The organism is Microbispora corallina, from assembly GCF_016863035.1.
GTDB lineage: Bacteria > Actinomycetota > Actinomycetes > Streptosporangiales > Streptosporangiaceae > Microbispora > Microbispora corallina.
Window position 1 is genome coordinate 260,619 of record NZ_BOOC01000001.1, and the last position, 18,232, is coordinate 278,850.

The 18,232-nt window shown below is 72.2% G+C and carries 18 protein-coding genes; 4 read left to right on the forward strand and 14 right to left on the reverse strand.

What is annotated here, in order from left to right:
- Nucleotides 1-40 precede the first annotated feature (40 nt).
- Complete coding sequence (locus tag Mco01_RS01190) at nucleotides 41-709, forward strand: DUF1345 domain-containing protein (protein WP_204055028.1); 669 nt, start codon at nucleotides 41-43, stop codon at nucleotides 707-709.
- Between the two features lie 77 nt (nucleotides 710-786).
- Here the strand turns inward: Mco01_RS01190 and metK are convergent, their stop codons facing one another.
- From metK to pyrR, 14 genes are all read right to left on the reverse strand, one after another.
- On the reverse strand, nucleotides 787-1,974 hold the full coding sequence (gene metK / locus Mco01_RS01195) for a methionine adenosyltransferase (protein ID WP_204055029.1): 1,188 nt from the start codon (nucleotides 1,972-1,974) through the stop codon (nucleotides 787-789).
- Between the two features lie 180 nt (nucleotides 1,975-2,154).
- Nucleotides 2,155-2,523, reverse strand: coding sequence for a hypothetical protein (locus tag Mco01_RS01200; protein WP_036321516.1), 369 nt, complete (start codon nucleotides 2,521-2,523; stop codon nucleotides 2,155-2,157).
- A 79-nt stretch (nucleotides 2,524-2,602) separates the two neighbouring features.
- Nucleotides 2,603-3,814 carry a bifunctional phosphopantothenoylcysteine decarboxylase/phosphopantothenate--cysteine ligase CoaBC gene (gene coaBC, locus Mco01_RS01205; protein ID WP_204055030.1) on the reverse strand — a complete coding sequence of 404 codons (1,212 nt, stop codon included), beginning with the start codon at nucleotides 3,812-3,814 and terminating at the stop codon, nucleotides 2,603-2,605.
- Between the two features lie 60 nt (nucleotides 3,815-3,874).
- On the reverse strand, nucleotides 3,875-4,138 hold the full coding sequence (gene rpoZ, locus Mco01_RS01210; protein ID WP_036321521.1) for a DNA-directed RNA polymerase subunit omega: 264 nt from the start codon (nucleotides 4,136-4,138) through the stop codon (nucleotides 3,875-3,877).
- 12 nt (nucleotides 4,139-4,150) lie between these two features.
- Entirely contained in the window at nucleotides 4,151-4,696 is a 546-nt protein-coding gene (gene gmk / locus Mco01_RS01215; RefSeq protein WP_051458076.1) for a guanylate kinase, read from the reverse strand.
- Nucleotides 4,697-4,834: 138 nt separating this feature from the next.
- Entirely contained in the window at nucleotides 4,835-5,158 is a 324-nt protein-coding gene (gene mihF, locus Mco01_RS01220) for an integration host factor, actinobacterial type (protein WP_030450375.1), read from the reverse strand.
- Between the two features lie 219 nt (nucleotides 5,159-5,377).
- On the reverse strand, nucleotides 5,378-6,076 hold the full coding sequence (gene pyrF, locus Mco01_RS01225) for an orotidine-5'-phosphate decarboxylase (RefSeq protein ID WP_204055031.1): 699 nt from the start codon (nucleotides 6,074-6,076) through the stop codon (nucleotides 5,378-5,380).
- Nucleotides 6,073-7,047 carry a dihydroorotate dehydrogenase gene (locus tag Mco01_RS01230; RefSeq protein WP_204055208.1) on the reverse strand — a complete coding sequence of 325 codons (975 nt, stop codon included), beginning with the start codon at nucleotides 7,045-7,047 and terminating at the stop codon, nucleotides 6,073-6,075. The genes pyrF and Mco01_RS01230 overlap by 4 nt, the downstream gene beginning before the upstream one ends.
- A gap of 21 nt (nucleotides 7,048-7,068) precedes the next feature.
- The gene (locus tag Mco01_RS01235; RefSeq protein ID WP_239103250.1) at nucleotides 7,069-7,926 is read right to left on the reverse strand and encodes a dihydroorotate dehydrogenase electron transfer subunit; all 858 of its coding nucleotides are present in this window, start codon (nucleotides 7,924-7,926) and stop codon (nucleotides 7,069-7,071) included.
- Nucleotides 7,927-7,990: 64 nt separating this feature from the next.
- A complete protein-coding gene (gene carB / locus Mco01_RS01240; protein ID WP_204055032.1) occupies nucleotides 7,991-11,269 on the reverse strand; it encodes a carbamoyl-phosphate synthase large subunit in 3,279 nt (1,092 codons plus the stop codon).
- On the reverse strand, nucleotides 11,262-12,383 hold the full coding sequence (carA, locus tag Mco01_RS01245; protein WP_036321543.1) for a glutamine-hydrolyzing carbamoyl-phosphate synthase small subunit: 1,122 nt from the start codon (nucleotides 12,381-12,383) through the stop codon (nucleotides 11,262-11,264). The genes carB and carA overlap by 8 nt, the downstream gene beginning before the upstream one ends.
- Nucleotides 12,380-13,684 carry a dihydroorotase gene (locus Mco01_RS01250; protein ID WP_204055033.1) on the reverse strand — a complete coding sequence of 435 codons (1,305 nt, stop codon included), beginning with the start codon at nucleotides 13,682-13,684 and terminating at the stop codon, nucleotides 12,380-12,382. The genes carA and Mco01_RS01250 overlap by 4 nt, the downstream gene beginning before the upstream one ends.
- Nucleotides 13,681-14,655, reverse strand: coding sequence for an aspartate carbamoyltransferase catalytic subunit (locus Mco01_RS01255; protein ID WP_204055034.1), 975 nt, complete (start codon nucleotides 14,653-14,655; stop codon nucleotides 13,681-13,683). Before Mco01_RS01255 ends, Mco01_RS01250 begins: the two co-directional genes overlap by 4 nt.
- A complete protein-coding gene (pyrR, locus tag Mco01_RS01260) occupies nucleotides 14,652-15,209 on the reverse strand; it encodes a bifunctional pyr operon transcriptional regulator/uracil phosphoribosyltransferase PyrR (RefSeq protein ID WP_204055035.1) in 558 nt (185 codons plus the stop codon). The genes Mco01_RS01255 and pyrR overlap by 4 nt, the downstream gene beginning before the upstream one ends.
- Nucleotides 15,210-15,597: 388 nt before the next feature.
- Here pyrR and bldD point away from each other — a divergent pair, with 388 nt between their 5' ends.
- From bldD to Mco01_RS01275, 3 genes are all read left to right on the forward strand, one after another.
- Nucleotides 15,598-16,092 (forward strand): transcriptional regulator BldD, encoded by a 495-nt coding sequence (bldD, locus tag Mco01_RS01265; protein ID WP_036321552.1) that lies wholly within the window; start codon nucleotides 15,598-15,600, stop codon nucleotides 16,090-16,092.
- A 207-nt stretch (nucleotides 16,093-16,299) separates the two neighbouring features.
- Nucleotides 16,300-17,544 (forward strand): arginine deiminase, encoded by a 1,245-nt coding sequence (locus Mco01_RS01270; protein ID WP_204055036.1) that lies wholly within the window; start codon nucleotides 16,300-16,302, stop codon nucleotides 17,542-17,544.
- 81 nt (nucleotides 17,545-17,625) lie between these two features.
- Entirely contained in the window at nucleotides 17,626-17,928 is a 303-nt protein-coding gene (locus Mco01_RS01275) for a YciI family protein (protein WP_204055037.1), read from the forward strand.
- The last annotated feature ends 304 nt before the right edge of the window (nucleotides 17,929-18,232 follow it).

An 18,232-nucleotide genomic window follows, 5' to 3' on the forward strand; every position in this document is an offset into this window, starting at 1 on the left:
AACCGGTTGGCGGTGGACGGACGATGGACGGTCGAGGGAGATGACGGGCGGCGAGGTGCCCGTCTGGCTGCGGGAGACCGAGGCGGAGGGACGGTGGACGGCCGCGGGCGCCGTCATCCTGGTGATCCTCATCCACATCTGGCTGCCGGACACGCTCGACGTCCAGCCGCCCTGGCTGATGCCGGTCCTGGAGTCCGCCCTGCTGGTCGGCCTGGTCGCGGCCAACCCGATCACGCTGACGCGGGAGAGCCGCCTGACCCGGACGGCCAGCCTCACGCTCATCGGCGCGATCAGCGCGGCCAACGCCTGGATCATCCTCCGCGAGGTCGTCCGCCTGGTGAACGGCGTGGAGCACGACGCGATGCGGCTGCTCACCACGGGGGCGGCCGTGTGGACGGTCAACGTGCTGCTGTTCGCGCTGTGGTACTGGGAGCTCGACCGGGGCGGCCCGGTCGCCAGGGCCAAGGGCAGGGGGCTCTACCCCGCGTTCCTGTTCCCACAGATGGACGAGCAGACCCTCGCCCGGCCGGGGTGGCGGGCGACCTTCGTCGACTACCTGTACCTGGCCTTCACGAACGCGACCGCCTTCAGCCCCACCGACGTGATGCCGCTCACCCGATGGGCCAAGATCATGATGATGCTGCAGTCGGCGCTGTCGCTGGTCGTCGTGGCCCTGGTGATCGCCCGGGCCATCAATGTCCTCGGCTAGAGGCCGGCCGCCGGGAACGGCGGACGGCGCCCGCCGCGGGGGCGGGCGCCGTCCGGCGCCGCGAGGAGTGCTCTGACTCAGAGGCCGGCGGCCTGGCGCAGGGCGTCGGCCCGGTCCACCGACTCCCAGGAGAAGCCCTCGCGGCCGAAGTGGCCGTACGCGGCGGTCTCCGAGTAGATGGGCCGGAGCAGGTCGAGGTCGCGGATGATCGCGGCCGGCCGCAGGTCGAAGACCTGGAGCACGGCGTCCTGGATCTGCTCGATGGCGACCTTCTCGGTGCCGAAGGTCTCGACGAACAGGCCGACCGGCTGGGCCTTGCCGATGGCGTAGGCGACCTGGACCTCGCAGCGGTCGGCGAGACCGGCCGCGACGACGTTCTTGGCGACCCAGCGCATGGCGTAGGCGGCCGAGCGGTCCACCTTGGACGGGTCCTTGCCAGAGAAGGCGCCGCCGCCGTGGCGGGCCATGCCACCGTACGTGTCGATGATGATCTTGCGGCCGGTGAGGCCGGCGTCGCCCATCGGGCCGCCGATCTCGAAGCGGCCGGTCGGGTTCACCAGCAGGCGGTAGCCGTCGGTGTCGATGGACAGCTCGGCCAGCACGGGCTCGACCACGTGCTCGCGGATGTCGGGGGTCAGCATCTCCTTGAGGTCGATCTCCGGAGCGTGCTGGGTGGAGACGACGACCGTGTCGAGGCGGACCGGCTGGTCGCCGTCGTACTCGATCGTGACCTGGGTCTTGCCGTCGGGGCGCAGGTACGGCACGGTGCCGTTCTTGCGGACCTCGCTCAGCCGCCGGGCCATGCGGTGCGCGAGCGTGATCGGCAGCGGCATCAGCTCGGGGGTCTCGCGGCAGGCGTACCCGAACATCAGGCCCTGGTCGCCGGCGCCCTGGCGGTCGAAGTCGTCGGCGCCCTCGCCCTCGCGGTGCTCGTAGGCGTCGTCGACGCCCTGGGCGATGTCCGGCGACTGCGCGCCGATCGAGACCGAGACGCCGCAGGAGGCGCCGTCGAAGCCCTTGTGCGAGGCGTCGTAGCCGATCTCCAGGATCTTCTCGCGGATCAGGGCGGGGATGTCGACGTAGGTCTCCGTCGTCACCTCGCCGGCGACGTGGACCTGGCCAGTGGTGATCAGCGTCTCGACGGCGACCCGGCTCTTCGGGTCGTCCTTGAGCATGGCGTCGAGAATCGCGTCACTGATCTGGTCGGCGATCTTGTCCGGGTGGCCCTCGGTGACCGACTCGGAGGTGAACAGGCGACGGGACAACTCAGGGCTCCTCATGCAGCGGCTGCTGACGTGTCGAGAGTGGCGGCGATATGCCCTATCGCGGCCACTCCCATGCTCAGGCGAGTGTAGCCTCACCGGCTGCGGCGGGGCGAAGCCGTCCGCATTGCGGCGCGACGTTGAGCAACCTGGGAGTGCGGCAATCGGGGATTGCGGACGCCCTCACAGGTCCGGTAAGGGGTCCCTCGGGAGGTCGCCCGGCGAGAACGCCTCCGCGTCGGCCGCGGCGATCACCGCGATGTACTCGTCGTCCACCTCGAACACCATCCCGCCGAGCTCGATCCGCGGCCCGGCGCCGAACTCGATCGGGCCCAGCCGCGTACGGCGGGGGTAGGTGGCCCAAACCCCGGACGGCTCGTCGCGCCGGAACATCTTCGTCGACAGCAGCGTGATCGAACGGTCGGTCACCACGACCAGGAACCCGATCGTCGCGGGGGGCGGCAGCGACAGGGCGGGGAAGACGTAGCGGATGTCCTCACCCGGGCCCAGCATCGCCCGGCAGCGCTCCCTGATCGCGGCGGACACCGGCATGGCGATCGCTCCCTCGCAAAAGCCCGACCCGTGATGGCGGGCGGCGGCCCGCCGAGAACCGTGCGGGGAGACGCGGGGATCAGGCGAGGCGCTCGGCCACCAGGTCCCACACTACGTCGGCGAGATCCTCTTTGGGACCCCGTGGAACCTCCACGCTCCCGCCCCCGGCCAGGAGCACCACGGCCGCGTTGTCGGGCGTGCCGAAGGCGAGCCCCTCCCCCACCTGGTTGACCACGAGCAGGTCGCAGCCCTTGCGCTCCAGCTTGGCCCGCCCGTTGGCGAGGACGTCGTCGGTCTCCGCCGCGAACCCGGCGATCACCCGCGGGTACGGCCCGCTCTCCGCCGCCCGCCGCTCCCGGCGGACCTCGCCGAGCTCGGCCAGCACGTCGGGGTTCTTCGCCAGGCGGATGGGGTCGGGCTCGGCCGCCGACTTCTTGATCTTCGTGTCGCTCGCCCGCACGGGCCGGAAGTCGGCGACGGCGGCGGCCATCACCACCGCGTCGGCGTGGTCGGCCGCGGCCAGCACGGCGTCGCGGAGAGCGCGGGCCGACTCGACCCTGACGACCTTCGCGCCCGCCGGGTCGGGCAGCGCGACGTTGGCCGACACCAGCGTCACCTCGGCCCCCCGGGCCACGGCGGTGCGGGCCAGGGCGTACCCCTGCAGGCCGGACGAGCGGTTGCCGATGAACCTGACCGGGTCGATCGCCTCCCGGGTGCCGCCCGCGGAGATCACCACGTGCCTGCCGGCGAGGTCGGCGGGACGCCCGGCGAGCACGCGACGGCAGACCTCGAAGATCTCGGCTGGGTCGGGCAGCCGCCCCGGGCCGGAGTCGGCGCCGGTGAGCCGGCCGACGGCGGGGTCGAGCACGATCGCGCCGCGCTCGCGCAGCGTCGCGACGTTGGCGCGGGTGGCCGGGTGCTCCCACATCTCGGTGTGCATGGCCGGCGCGAACACGACCGGGCAGCGCGCCGTCAGCAGCGTGTTCGTGAGCAGGTCGTTCGCCAGGCCGTGGGCGGCCCGCGCGAGCACGTCGGCGGTGGCGGGCGCGACGACGACGAGGTCGGCGTGCTGCCCGATGCGCACGTGCGGCACCTCGTGGACCGACTCCCAGACCTCGGTGGTCACCGGGTTGCCGGACAGCGCCGCCCACGTGGGCTCGCCGACGAACCGCAGCGCGTCCCTCGTGGGCACCACGCGGACGTCGTGGCCGGACTCCGTGAACAGGCGCAGCAGCTCGCAGGACTTGTAGACCGCGATGCCCGCGCTGACCCCCAGCACGACGGACGTCATCGCAACGAATCCCTCACCGGTTCACACACGGCCCCGACCGGCCGTCTCCAACGAACGGGGTCAGCCCTCGATGGGCTCGGAGGTGAGCAGGCCCTCGGCCACCTCGCGCAGCGCGATGGACAGCGGCTTCTCCTGCGCGTGGGTCTCGACGAGCGGGCCGACGTACTCGAGCAGGCCCTCGCCGAGCTGGGAGTAGTAGGCGTTGATCTGGCGCGCCCGCTTCGCACCCATGATCACGAGGCTGTACTTGCTGTCGACGATGTCGAGAAGCGTGTCGATAGGCGGGTTGGTGATGCCTTCCGCGTAAGCGGAGCTGCTTGCCACGTCGTGATTCCCCTAGCTAGGTGAGTTTCCCATCAAGGTTATCAGCCGGCGGCACACGTCCTTGACGGAAGTGTTGACCAGGGTGAGGTCGAATTCCTTTTCCGCCGCCATCTCGTCGCGGCCGACCTCCAGCCGGCGGGCGATGACGTCGGGCGGCTCGGTGCCCCGGCCGCGCAGCCGCCGCTCCAGCTCCTCCCAGCTCGGGGGGGCCAGGAAGACGAGCAGCGCCTCGGGCATGGTGGCACGCACCTGCCGCGCGCCCTGGAGGTCGATCTCCAGCAGCGTCGGCGTCCCGGCGGCCAGCATCTCCAGCACCGGGCGGCGGGGAGTGCCGTACCGGTTGCCGGCGAACTCGGCCCACTCCAGAAGCTCTCCCGAGGAGATCAGCCGGTCGAACTCGGCGTCGTCGGCGAAGAAGTACTCCACGCCGTGCGTCTCCCCCGGGCGGGGCTTCCGGGTTGTCACCGAGACCGACAGCCACACCTCGGGGTGGGACCGCCGGAGCTCGGCGACGACCGTGGACTTCCCGACGCCCGACGGACCGGACAGGACCGTCAGGCGCCGGCTGGGGGGCGAGGGGTCACCGCCCGCCGCCCGGGATCCGCTGGTAGCGGCTGCCTCGTGGGCCCGATCGCCAGCGGACCAGGACGTGTCGGTCACTCTCTACCCCCGTGGAACGTTCGTGCTTTGCCGAGATCAGCTCTCGGCGCCGCCGAACTCGCGCTCCAGGGAGGCGCGCTGGTTGGCGCCGAGACCCCGCACACGGCGGGATTCGGCGATACCAAGGCGCTCCATGAGCTGCTTGGCGCGGACCTTGCCGACGCCAGGGAGCGACTCCAGCAGAGCCGAGACCTTCATCTTGCCGATGACGTCGTCGGTCTGCCCATCCTTCAGCACCTCAGCCAGAGAAACCGCGCCGTGCTTGAGCCGGTTCTTGACCTCGGCACGCTCCTTGCGTGCCTTGGCAGCCTTCTCAAGAGCTGCGGCGCGCTGCTCGGGGGTCAGGGGAGGAAGAGCCACGCCGGGTCACCTCGAATTTCTTGTCGATGTACTCGGACGGGAGGGGAAACTAGCTGGTCCATGCCCCGTCCGGCAACGTCAAGGCACGTTTCTCTGACTACAAAATTGATTTTACTACTTTTGGTAATGGAAAAGTTACTCCTTGTCGATCAAAACGGCCTCATCAGCGGCTCGACCACATGACGCTTGGTAACCGGCCGAGAGCGCGTCCCCGGCGGGTCAGGGGCTCACGCGCCGCAGGGCCGCGGCGATCCCGGCCGCGGCGGCGCCGGGATCGGGGGAGCCGGTGATCGGCCGGCCGATCACGAGAAGATCGGCCCCGTGCGCGATCGCCTCCTCCGGAGTCGCTACCCTTGCCTGGTCCTGGGAGTCGGCGCCGACCGGCCGCACGCCCGGGGTGATGAGCGTCACGCCGGGGCCCACCTCCGCCCGCACGGCGGCCACCTCGCGGGGCGAGCACACCAGCGCCTGCGCGCCCGCCCCCACGGCCACGGCGGCCATACGGCGCACCGCGTCGGCCGGGGGTCCCTGGATGCCGATCCCGGCGAGATCGGCCTCCGACAGCGACGTCAGGAGCGTCACGGCCGCGATTTTCGCGTTCGGGGCCGCGTCGACGGCCGCCCGGATCATCGCGGGACCGCCCGCCGCGTGCACGGTCAGGATCGTCGGCTTGAGCCGCGCCACCGCGCGGGCGGCGGCGGACACGGTGTTCGGGATGTCGTGGAGCTTCAGGTCGAGGAACACGTTCACGCCGCTGGCGCCGCGCACCGACGCGATCACGTCCGGTCCGTACCGGAGGTAGAGCTCCAGCCCCACCTTGACCGTGGAGACGTGGGGCGTCACCAGGCCGGCCCAGCGGGCCGCGGTCTCCAGGTCGGGCGCGTCCAGGGCGACGGCGATGGGAGCGGGCGTGGTCACAGGGAACTCTCCTCGAGATCGGTTCTGGTGCGCGGCTGCGCCCCCGCGGGCCTGTGAGCCAGTCCCACGGCGTCGGCGAGCCGGTCGAAGCCGCGCTCCTGCAGGAGCTCCTCGAGCTCCCTCAGGACGCGCTGGCACGCGTACGGGTCGTGGAACAGGGCGGTGCCCACGGCGACGGCGCAGGCGCCCGCGAGGACGAGCTCCAGCGCGTCCCTGCCGGACGTCACGCCGCCCATGCCGACGAGGGGGACGCCGGGGAGGGCCGCGTGCACCTGCCACACGCAGCGGACCGCCAGGGGCCGCACGGCGGGCCCCGACAGGCCGCCGGTGCCGGCGGCGAGTGCGGGGCGCATCGTGTCCACGTCGATGCTCATCCCCACGGGGGTGTTGATCATGGCGAGGGCGTCGGCGCCGCCGTCCACGCACGCCCGGGCGACCGCCACGACGTCGGCCACGTCCGGGGACAGCTTGGCGATCACCGGCACGTCGTACCGGGTGGCGGCGCGCACGGACGCGACCACCTCGGCAGCGGCCGACCCGTCCCGGGCGAACACCCGGCCCCGGTCCTCGACGTTAGGGCAGGACAGGTTGACCTCGACGGCCGTGATGCCGGTCTCGGCGGCCAGGCGGCGGGCCAGCGCGGTGTACTCCGCGACCGTGCCGCCGCCGATCGACACGACGGTCCGCGCGCCGCGCTCGGCCAGCCAGGGCAGCTCCCGCTCCAGGAACGCCTCGACCCCGGGGCCCTGGAGCCCCACGGCGTTCAGCAGGCCGGAGGGCGTCTCGGCCATCCTCGGCGTGGGCCGGCCGGCCCGCGGCGCCATCGTGACGGACCGCGTGGTGAACGCGCCGAGCCGCGCCACGTCGGCGAACTGCGCGAGCTCCCGCCCGGTCCCCCCGCAGCCGCTCGCGGTCAGCACGGGGTTGGGCAGCTCCACGTGTGCCAGGTAGGTCCGGAGGTCGGCCGCTATCGCCGCTCACCCCGCTCAGGGTCAGGCATGCCGTCCCCCCGGCGCCCCGAAGGCGTCGAACGGGATCGTCCCGACGTCGTCGAAGCGGACCCGCTCCCCACGGAAGACCGGGCCCTCCACGCAGGCCCGGACCATCCGGGTCACGCCGTCGTCGCCGATCACGGGGACCACGCACGTCATGCAGACGCCGATTCCGCAGGCCATGGCCTCCTCGACCGCGACCTGCACCGGGATGCCGAACTCCGCGGCCACGGCGGTGACGCCGCGCAGCATCGGCATCGGCCCGCACGCGTAGACCACGTCGGCCCGCGCGTCGGCGATCACCCCGGGCAGCACGTCGGTCACCGTGCCGCGCATGCCCAGCGAGCCGTCCTCGGTGGTGAGCGTCGTGGTCTCGCCCATCCGGCGGGCGCGCAGCGCCCCGAACACGCGGTCGGCGCTCGGCGCGCCCAGCACGAAGTCGATCCGGCAGCCCCGCTGCTGCAGGGCGTCCGCCAGCGCGAACAGCGACGCGGAGCCGTACTCCCCGCCGACGAGCACGCAGGTGCAGGGGTCGCGCGGCAGCGGGAACGGCCGGCCGAGCGGGCCCACCAGGTCGAGCGTGTCCCGCGCGCGCAGGTCGGCCAGCCAGGCCGTGCCCCTGCCGCGCACGCCGAAGACCAGCTCCACCGTGCCACCGTAGTCGGGCTTGACGTCGTGCACGGCGAAGGCCCGCCGGGCGAGCATCGAGGTGGTCGGCCCCCCGACGGCGACCGTGACGAAGTGGCCGGGCCTGGACCGGTCGGCGATGGCCGGCGCGACGACGGTGAGCGCGTGGTAGGCGTCCACGCGGCGCGTCGTCAGCACCGTTCCCGTCACCTGAACCGGACTCCCGGCCACTCCCTTCCTCCTTGCTCGATGGCGCCCCGGCCGGCGGGCGCGCCGTCGGCGCGCCCGCCGACGCTCAGCTTCGCAGCATCCGGGCGTGTTCCTGGAGCGAACGTACGCCAATATCGCCCCGGACGATGTGCTGGATGCCCTGGACGGCGGCCGCGAGCCCCTGGACGGTGGTGATGCAGGCGATGCCCCGCAGGACGGCGGCGGTGCGGATCTCGTACCCGTCGAGGCGCGGGCCCGACTGCCCGGGGCTGCCGAACGGCGTGTTCACGATGAGGTCCACCTCGCCGTCGAGGATGCGCCGCACGATCGTCGGCTCCCCGTCGGGACCGGCGCCGTCGCTGTGCTTGCGCACGATCTTGGCATGGACGCCGTTGCGGCGCAGCACCTCCGCCGTGCCCTCGGTCGCGAGGATCTCGAACCCGAGGTCGGCCAGCGCCTTGACCGGGAAGACGGCCGCCCGCTTGTCCTTGTTCGCGATCGACACGAACGCCCGGCCCTTGGTCGGCAGCGGGCCGTACGCCGCGGCCTGCGACTTGGCGTAGGCGGTCCCGAAGAACTCGTCGATGCCCATCACCTCGCCGGTGGAGCGCATCTCCGGCCCGAGGACGGTGTCCACCCCCCGGAACCGGTTGAACGGCAGCACGGCCTCCTTGACCGCGAGGGGCGCGTCCAGCGGGAGCGTGCCGCCGTCGTAGTCCGCCGGCAGCATGCCCTCGGCCCGCAGCTCGGCGATCGTCGCGCCGAGCATGAGGCGGGCCGCGGCCTTGGCGAGCGGCACCGCCGTCGCCTTGGACACGAACGGCACGGTGCGGCTGGCCCTGGGGTTGGCCTCCAGGACGTAGAGGACCCCGGCGGCCAGGGCGTACTGGACGTTGAGCAGGCCGCGCACGCCGACGCCCCGGGCGATGGCCTCGGTGGCCGCGCGGATCCGCTTGATGTCGAAGCCGCCCAGCGTGATCGGCGGCAGCGCGCACGCCGAGTCGCCGGAGTGGATGCCGGCCTCCTCGATGTGCTCCATGACGCCGCCGAGGTAGAGCTCCTCCCCGTCGAACAGGGCGTCCACGTCGATCTCGATGGCGTCGTCGAGGAACCGGTCGACCAGCACCGGGTGCTCGGACGCCGCCCTGGCCATGTACGTGTCGAGGGTGTCCTCGTCGTACACGATGGCCATGCCGGCGCCGCCGAGGACGTACGACGGCCGGACGAGCACCGGGAAGCCGATCTCCGCGGCCACCGCGCGCGCCTCGGCGACGGTGCGGGCGGTGCCGTGCTTGGGCGCGGGCAGCCCGGCCTCGGCGAGGACCCGGCCGAACGCGCCGCGCTCCTCGGCGAGGTGGATCGACTCGGGCGAGGTGCCGACCACGGGCACCCCGGCGTCCTTGAGGGCCTGGGCGAGGCCGAGCGGCGTCTGGCCGCCGAGTTGCACGATCACCCCCACCACCGGGCCGGCCTGCTGCTCGGCGTGGACGACCTCAAGGACGTCCTCCAGCGTGAGCGGCTCGAAGTAGAGCCGGTCGGAGGTGTCGTAGTCGGTCGAGACGGTCTCCGGGTTGCAGTTGACCATGACGGTCTCGTAACCGGCGCGCGCGAGCTCGAACGACGCGTGCACGCAGGCGTAGTCGAACTCGATGCCCTGGCCGATCCGGTTGGGCCCGCTGCCGAGGATGATCACCTTGGGCCGGTCGCCCGGCGGCACCTCGGTCTCCTCGTCGTAGGTCGAGTAAAGGTACGGCGTGCGGGCGGCGAACTCGGCGGCGCAGGTGTCCACGGTGTTGTAGACCGGCCGCACGCCGAGGTTGTGCCGCGCCTCGCGGACCCGGCCCTCGCCGACGCCGAGGATCTCGGCGATCTGGACGTCGCTGAACCCGTACCGCTTGGCCGCGGCGAGGCTCGGCCCGTCGAGCGCCGTGATCGAGCGGGCGGCCTCGTCGATCGCGAACAGCTGGTCGACGAACCACGGGTCGATCGAGGTGGCCTCGTGGAGCTGCTCCGGCGTCGCCCCGGCCCGGATCGCCTGCTGCATCGTGCGCAGCCGGCCGTCGTGCGGGGTGCGGCAGGCCCTGAGCAGCTCGGAGAGGTCTCCCGGCTCCCCCGCCCAGGTGAAGGAGGATTCCTTCTTCTCCATGGATCTGAGGGCCTTCTGGAGAGCCTCGGGGAACGACCGGCCGATGGCCATGGCCTCGCCGACCGACTTCATGTGCGTCGTCAGCGTGCGGTCGGCCCCGGCGAACTTCTCGAAGGCGAACCGCGGCACCTTGACCACGATGTAGTCGAGCGACGGCTCGAACGACGCCGGGGTCTCCTTCGTGATGTCGTTGGGGATCTCGTCGAGCGTGTACCCGATGGCGAGCTTGGCCGCGATCTTGGCGATCGGGAAGCCGGTGGCCTTCGACGCCAGGGCCGAGGACCGGGACACCCGCGGGTTCATCTCGATGACGACCATCCGGCCGGTCGCCGGGTCGACGGCGAACTGGATGTTGCAGCCGCCGGTGTCCACGCCCACCTCGCGGATCACCGCGATCGCGACGTCCCGCATGTTCTGGTACTCGCGGTCGGTCAGGGTCAGCGCGGGGGCCACGGTCACGCTGTCGCCCGTGTGGACGCCCATCGGGTCGATGTTCTCGATCGAGCAGACGATCACGACGTTGTCCGCCCGGTCCCGCATGACCTCGAGCTCGTACTCCTTCCAGCCGAGGATCGACTCCTCCAGGAGCACCTCGGTCGTGGGCGACGCGTCGAGCCCCGCGCCGGCGATGCGCCGCAGGCCCTCCTCGTCGTGGGCGAAGCCGGAGCCGGCGCCGCCCATCGTGAAGCTCGGCCGGACGACGAGCGGGTAGCCCAGCTCGCCGGCCGCGCGCAGGCACTCGTCCATCGTGTGGCAGATCACGCTGCGGGCCGACTCGGCGTTCAGGCCGCGCTCCGCGGCGACCTTGGTCACGATCTCCTTGAACCGCTCGCGGTTCTCGCCCGCCTGGATGGCGTCGATGTTCGCGCCGATCAGCTCCACGCCGTACCGGTCGAGCACGCCGGCCTCGTGCAGCGCGACCGCAGTGTTGAGGGCCGTCTGGCCGCCGAGTGTGGGCAGCAGCGCGTCGGGCCGCTCCCTCGCGATGATCTTCTCGACGATGTCCGGGGTGATGGGCTCGACGTACGTGGCGTCGGCGAACTCCGGGTCCGTCATGATCGTCGCCGGGTTGCTGTTGACCAGGATCACCCGGAAGCCCTCGCTGCGCAGGACGCGGCAGGCCTGGGTGCCGGAGTAGTCGAACTCGCACGCCTGCCCGATCACGATCGGGCCGGAGCCGATCACCATGACGGACCTGATGTCCGTACGCTTAGGCACCCTTCCCCCCCTTTGTCTCCATCAGCTCGCAGAACTCGTCGAACAGGTACGCCGCGTCGTGCGGGCCGGCCGCGGCCTCCGGGTGGTACTGGACGCTGAACGCCGGCCGGTCCAGCAGCCGCAGCCCCTCGACGCAGTCGTCGTTGAGGTTGACGTGGCTGACCTCGGCCCGGCCGTACGGCGTCTCGAACGGGCCGTCGAGCGGCGCCGCGACGGCGAAGCCGTGGTTGTGCGCGGAGATCTCGACCTTGCCGGTCCTGCGGTCCTGGACCGGCTGGTTGACCCCGCGGTGGCCGTACCGCAGCTTGTACGTGCCGAGGCCGAGCGCCCGCCCGAGGATCTGGTTGCCGAAGCAGATGCCGAAGAACGGGCGGCCCTCGGCGAGCACCCCGCGCAGGGCCTCGACCGCGTAGTCGGCCGTCGCCGGGTCGCCCGGGCCGTTCGAGAAGAACACGCCGTCCGGCTCGACGGCGAGGATGTCCGCCGCGGTCGCGCCGGCCGGCAGGACGTGCACCTCGCAGCCGCGCTCGGCCATCCGCTGCGGCGTCATGGCCTTGATGCCGAGGTCGACCGCCGCCACCGTGAAGCGCCTGCGGCCCACGGCCGGCACGACGTACGGCTCGGCCGTGCTCACCTCGCGCGCGAGGTCGGCGCCCTCCATCCCGGGCGAGCGGCGCACCCGCTCGACCAGGTCCTCCACCGGGCCCGCGGCGTCGCCCGAGAAGATCCCGGCCCGCATGGCGCCGCGCTCGCGCAGATGGCGGGTGAGCGCGCGGGTGCCGGGCATCGCGATGCCGACGACGCCCTGGTCGCGCAGGTAGTCGTCAAGCGTGCGGGTGGACCGCCAGTTGGAGGGGACGCGCGCGGGCTCGCGCACCACGTAGCCGGCGACCCACACGCGCCGCGACTCCGGGTCCTCCTCGTTGACGCCGGTGTTGCCGATGTGCGGCGCCGTCATCGCGACGATCTGGCGGTGGTACGAGGGGTCGGTGAGGGTCTCCTGGTAGCCGGTCATGCCGGTGTTGAAGACCATCTCGCCGAGCGTCTCGCCCACGGCGCCGTACGGCGTCCCCTCGAAGACGCGGCCGTCCTCGAGCACGAGCAGGGCTGTCATACGAGCTTCCCTTCCAGAACGGTGGGGCGGCCGCGCAGGAACGTGGCCACGACCCGGCCGGGCAGGGCCATCCCCTCGTACGGCGTGTTGCGGCTGCGCGACGCCATCGAGGAGGGGTCCACCGGGAGCCGGACGGACGGGTCGTACAGGGTGATGTTGGCCGGGGCGCCGGGCTCGATCGGGCGGCCGTGCCCGGGGAGGCGCCCGATCGTCGCGGGCCTGGCGGACATCCGGTCGGCGACGCCGGCCCAGTCGAGCAGCCCGGTGTCGACCATGGCCTCCTGGACCACGGACAGCGCCGTCTCCAGCCCGATCATGCCCATCGCCGCGGCCGCCCACTCGGTCTCCTTGTCCTCGACCGGGTGGGGGGCGTGGTCGGTGGCCACGCAGTCGATCGTGCCGTCCGCGAGGGCCTCGCGCAGCGCGCGCACGTCCTCCGCGGTCCGCAGCGGCGGGTTGACCTTGTAGATCGGGTTGTACGGCCCGAGCGGCGAGCGCTCCGCGCAGGAGTCGGTCAGCAGCAGGTGGTGCGGGGTGACCTCGGCGGTCACGTCCCAGCCCTTCGACTTGGCCCAGCGGATGATCTCCACCGAGCCCGCGGTCGAGACGTGGCACACGTGCAGCCGGGAGCCGACATGCGCCGCGAGCAGGCAGTCGCGGGCGATGATCGCCTCCTCGGCCACCGCCGGCCAGCCCGTGAGGCCGAGCCGCGCCGACACCTCGCCCTCGTTGAGCTGGGCGCCCTCGGTCAGCCGGGGCTCCTGGGCGTGCTGGGCCACCACGCCGTCGAACGCCTTGACGTACTCCAGCGCCCGGCGCATCAGCACCGCGTCGGACACGCACCTGCCGTCGTCGGAGAAGACCCGCACCCGGGCCGCGGAGTCGGCCATCGCCCCGAGCTCGGCGAGCTGCCTGCCCTCCAGCCCGGACGTCACCGCGCCGACCGGCTGCACGTCGCAGTGGCCGTATTCCTGGCCGAGCCGCCAGACCTGTTCCACCACGCCGGCGGTGTCGGCCACCGGGGAGGTGTTGGCCATCGCGTGGACGGCCGTGTAGCCGCCCCGCGCCGCCGCCTGGGTGCCGGTCTCGACGGTCTCGGCGTCCTCCCGGCCGGGCTCGCGCAGGTGGGTGTGCAGGTCGACCAGGCCGGGCAGGGCGATCAGGCCGCCGGCCTCGACCGTCTGGCCGGCGGCCGTGCCGGCCAGGTCGCCGACCTCGGCGACGACGCCGTCGCGGACGAGGATGTCGCGCGGCCCGCCTCCGAGGATCCGGGCGCCGGTGATGAGGATGGTCGTGCTCACAGCTCTCCCCCGGGGACGGTCTGGACGGCGGGGTCGGCGGCGCTCGTCCCGATCGCGGGCTCCGAGCCGCCGAGCAGCAGGTAGAGGACGGCCATCCGGACCGTCACGCCGTTGGCGACCTGCTCGGTGATGGTGGAGCGCGGCGAGTCGGCGACCTCCGCGGAGATCTCCATGCCGCGGTTCATCGGGCCGGGGTGCATGACGATGGCGTCGTCGTGCAGCCGGCCGAAGCGGGCGCGGTCGAGGCCGTACCGGCGGCTGTACTCGCGGGCCGACGGGAAGTAGGCCGCGTTCATCCGCTCCAGCTGGACGCGCAGCATCATCACCACGTCCGACTTCGGCAGCACGGCGTCGAGGTCGTACGACACCTGGCAGGGCCACGTCTCGACGGCGACCGGCAGCAGGGTCGGCGGCGCGACCAGCGTGACCTCAGCGCCCAGCGTGCCGAGCAGCAGGACGTTGGACCGGGCGACCCGGCTGTGCAGCACGTCGCCGACGATGGCGACCTTCAGTCCCTCCAGCCTGCCGAGGCGCCGGCGCATGCTGAACGCGTCGAGCAGCGCCTGGGTGGGGTGCTCGTGGGTGCCGTCGCCGGCGTTCACGACGCTCCCCCGCACCCAGGTGGCGAGGCGGTGCGGCGCGCCCGAGGCGGCGTGCCGGATCACCACGGCGTCGGCGCCCATGGCCTCCAGCGTGAGCGCGGTGTCCTTGAGCGACTCGCCCTTGGACACGCTCGACCCCTTGGCCGAGAAGTTGATGACGTCCGCCGACAGGCGCTTGGCCGCCGCCTCGAACGAGATGCGGGTGCGCGTGGAGTCCTCGAAGAAGAGGTTGACGACCGTGCGTCCGCGCAGCGTGGGGAGCTTCTTGATGGATCGTTCCGAGACCCTCGCCAGCTCCTCGGCGGTGTCCAGGATGAGCAGGGCGTCGTCGCGGGACAGGTCGCCGGCCGAGATCAGGTGCCGCTTCACCGGGCGTCCTCCTTGATGAGCAGGACGGCGTCGCGCCCGTCGGTCTCCTGCAGGTAGACCTTGACCTTCTCGGCCTTCGCGGTCGGGAGGTTCTTGCCGACGTAGTCGGCGCGGATCGGCAGCTCGCGGTGGCCCCGGTCGACCAGCGTGGCGAGCTGGACGGCGCGGGGACGGCCCACGTCGTTCAGCGCGTCGAGCGCCGCGCGGACCGTCCGGCCGGAGAAGAGCACGTCGTCGACCAGCACAACGGTGCGGCCGTCGACCCCCTCCGCGGGAAGCTCGGTGCGGCCGAGCGGGCGGGCGGGACGCAGGCGCAGGTCGTCGCGGTACATCGTGATGTCGATCGCGCCGACGGGGACCTTGACCCCCTCGAACTGCGCGATGCGCTCGGCGAGCCGGCGGGCGAGCGTGGCGCCGCGGGTGGGGATGCCGAGCAGGACGACGCTTTCCGCGCCCTTGGTGCGCTCGAGGATCTCGTGTGCGATCCGGGTCAGCGCCCGGTGGATGTCAGGGCCTTCCAGGACCGCGCGGGCCTGATTTCGGGCATCAGACATGGAAAAGTCACCACCTTTCCCGCCTCACGGGACGGGTCTTAAAAGGGTGTGCAGCCGCTCAAGCGTATCAGCAGGGCCGGGCACCCCCTCCCGCCAGCGGCGATGCCGGGGCGAGACCCCCGCGAGGGGTAGGGAAGCCGCATCCCAGGGGGTGTCGGTGATTTCGGGGAGAGCACTGTTTGACGCTCTTTTTTCCAATCAGCTTGACCTTTGGGAGTGACGGCTTTACCGTCACTGTCCGTAACCACAACACGCGACCTTCCTGGGTAAAACCCGACGCAGTGGTCACCGAAGGTGCCTGTCGGGGCGCCAACCCCGGTGTTCGGAACACTTAGGACAAGGACGCACAATCAGGTGAGAAGAGACATAGAAAGCCGGGGGCCACACGATGCCGTCTGACTACGCCAAGTCGCTGGGCGCACGCCTGCGCGCGATCCGGACCCAGCAGGGGCTGTCCCTGCACGGTGTCGAAGAGAAGTCGCGGGGCCGGTGGAAGGCCGTCGTCGTGGGCTCCTACGAGCGTGGCGACCGCGCCGTGACCGTGCAGAAGCTCGCCGAGCTGGCCGATTTCTACGGGGTGCCGGTGTCGGAGCTCCTCCCGGGCGGAGCCGCCCCCAGCCCGCTCGCCCCCGCCCCGAAGCTTGTCATCGACCTGGAGCGGCTGTCCCAGCTGCCCAAGGACAAGGCCGGCCCGCTGGCCCGCTACGCGGCCACCATCCAGAGCCAGCGCGGCGACTACAACGGCAAGGTGCTGTCGATCCGCCAGGAGGACCTGCGTTCCCTGGCCGTGATCTACGACAAGTCGCCGGTGGAGCTGACCGAGGAGTTCATCAGCTGGGGCGTGCTCGACGCGGAGGCCCGCCGCGCCGTCGAGTCCTTCTGATCCGGCCACGCCTTTCTCGCCCGCGTCCGTCCCGGTCCGTTCCGTTCCGGGCCCGTCCCGCGTCCGTTCTGCGTCCGTTCCGGGCTCGTGCCCGTGTCCGCCCCGGGCCGGGCTCGCCCCCCGCACACGCGTGCCGGCGAGCCCGGCCCGGCCGGCGGTGAACGTGAGATGCGCGACTGAATCCTGCTATGTGGGGATATGCAGGAGATGACGTTCTACGTGGGATCCGAGGTGGGCCGGCTTCGCCAGGTCCTGGTTCACGTCCCCGAGCTGGCGCTCAAGCGGCTCACCCCGAGCAACAAGGACGACCTGCTCTTCGACGACGTGCTGTGGGTGCACCGCGCGCTCGAGGAGCACCAGGAGTGGCGGCAGACCCTGGCCGCCCACGGAGTCCGGGTCCATCTGCTGGGCGACCTGCTGGAGGAGACGATCGCCGTCCCCGAGGCCAGGAAGCACATCCTCGACGGGACCGTCGACGAGCACTGGTTCGGCCCGGTGGCGGCCGACGCGATCAGGAACACCCTCGACTCTCTCGACGGCGCGGAGCTCGCCCCGCTGCTGACCGGCGGGGTCACCAAGCGCGAGATCATGGAGCTGGGCTGCGCCCCCGACTCGGTCACCATGCACACGCTCGGCCTGGACGACTTCGTCCTCCCCCCGCTGCCCAACCACCTGTACTCCCGCGACACCTCCTGCTGGGTGTACGACGGGGTGTCCATCAACGCGATGCGCAAGAAGGCCCGGCGGCGCGAGACCGTCAACTACGAGGCCGTGTACCGGTGGCACCCCCTTTTCGCCTCGGGGTACGACCGTCCCGCCGACGGCGGCTTCAACGTCTGGTACCGGGGCACGCAGATGGCCCCCGCCACGATCGAGGGCGGCGACGTCCTCGTCCTGGGGGGCGGCGCGGTCCTGGTCGGGATGAGCGAGCGCACCCAGCCGCAGGCCGTCGAGATGCTCGCGATGAACCTGTTCCGGGCCGGCTCCGCCACCCGGATCGTCGCGCTCGACATGCCGAAGGCCCGGGCGTTCATGCACCTCGACACGGTGATGACCAACGTCGACGTCGGCGTGTTCACCAAGTACGCCGGTCTCGGCATGCTGCCGTCGTACACGATCGAGCCCGGCGACACCGAGAAGGAGCTGAAGGTCACCGACCACCCGCCGGAGGACATGCACAAGACCATCGCCCGCGCTCTGGGCCTCGACGACATCAAGGTCCTCACCCCGACCCAGGACGTGCACGCGGCGGAGCGCGAGCAGTGGGACGACGGCTGCAACGTGCTGGCGCTGGAGCCCGGCGTCGTGATCGCCTACGAGCGCAACACGACGACCAACAACCACCTGCGGCGGCACGGGATCGAGGTCGTCACCGTCCGCGGGAGCGAGCTCGGGCGGGGCCGCGGCGGCCCCCGCTGCATGAGCTGCCCCCTCGAACGCGACCCCGTCTGATCCTCACGAGATCCCCCACCCCACCCCCGGCGGGTGGCGGGCGGGACACCTTTCCCGGCGGGCGTCCGGTAAGGTGCCGCTGTGGCGATCTTCCTCGTCGGGCTCACCCGTACCGGCCCGCTGTGGGACTCCTCGCGGCCGATGGAGGAGCAGGCGGACTGGTCGGCGCACGCCTCGTACATGGACGGGCTCGTCGACGCCGGCTTCGTGATCCTGGGCGGCCCGCTGGCCGACGAGATCCGCGTCGTGCTCGCCGTGGAGGCCGGGTCGGCCGACGAGGTGCGCGCCACCTTGGGACGCGACCCCTGGAGCGGGACGCATCTGGTCGTCGACACGATCGAGCCCTGGACCATCCGCCTCGACGCCCGCGAGGCGCGCAGGTGACGCCGAACGGCGATCGACCCGGCCGGCGAGCGACGTGGATGGCACGCGCCTCAGGCACAGGGCGACCCGGGCGGCGAACGACCTGGATCGCGGCGAGCCGGCCGGCGGGCGGTGCGAGTGGCAGGATCCGGTGCGCGGGAGCGGGCGCACGGGGTCTGACCACGGCCATTTCATGACCGGGGTCGCCGGAGCGTCGACCATGCCCGGCCTGATCCGGCCGGCGGGCGAGATCGGCGGTTCGGCCGGCGTCCGTCCGGTCTCGGCGGGACGCGGGGCGGGATCCGGCGCGCCTCCCGTGGGGCGG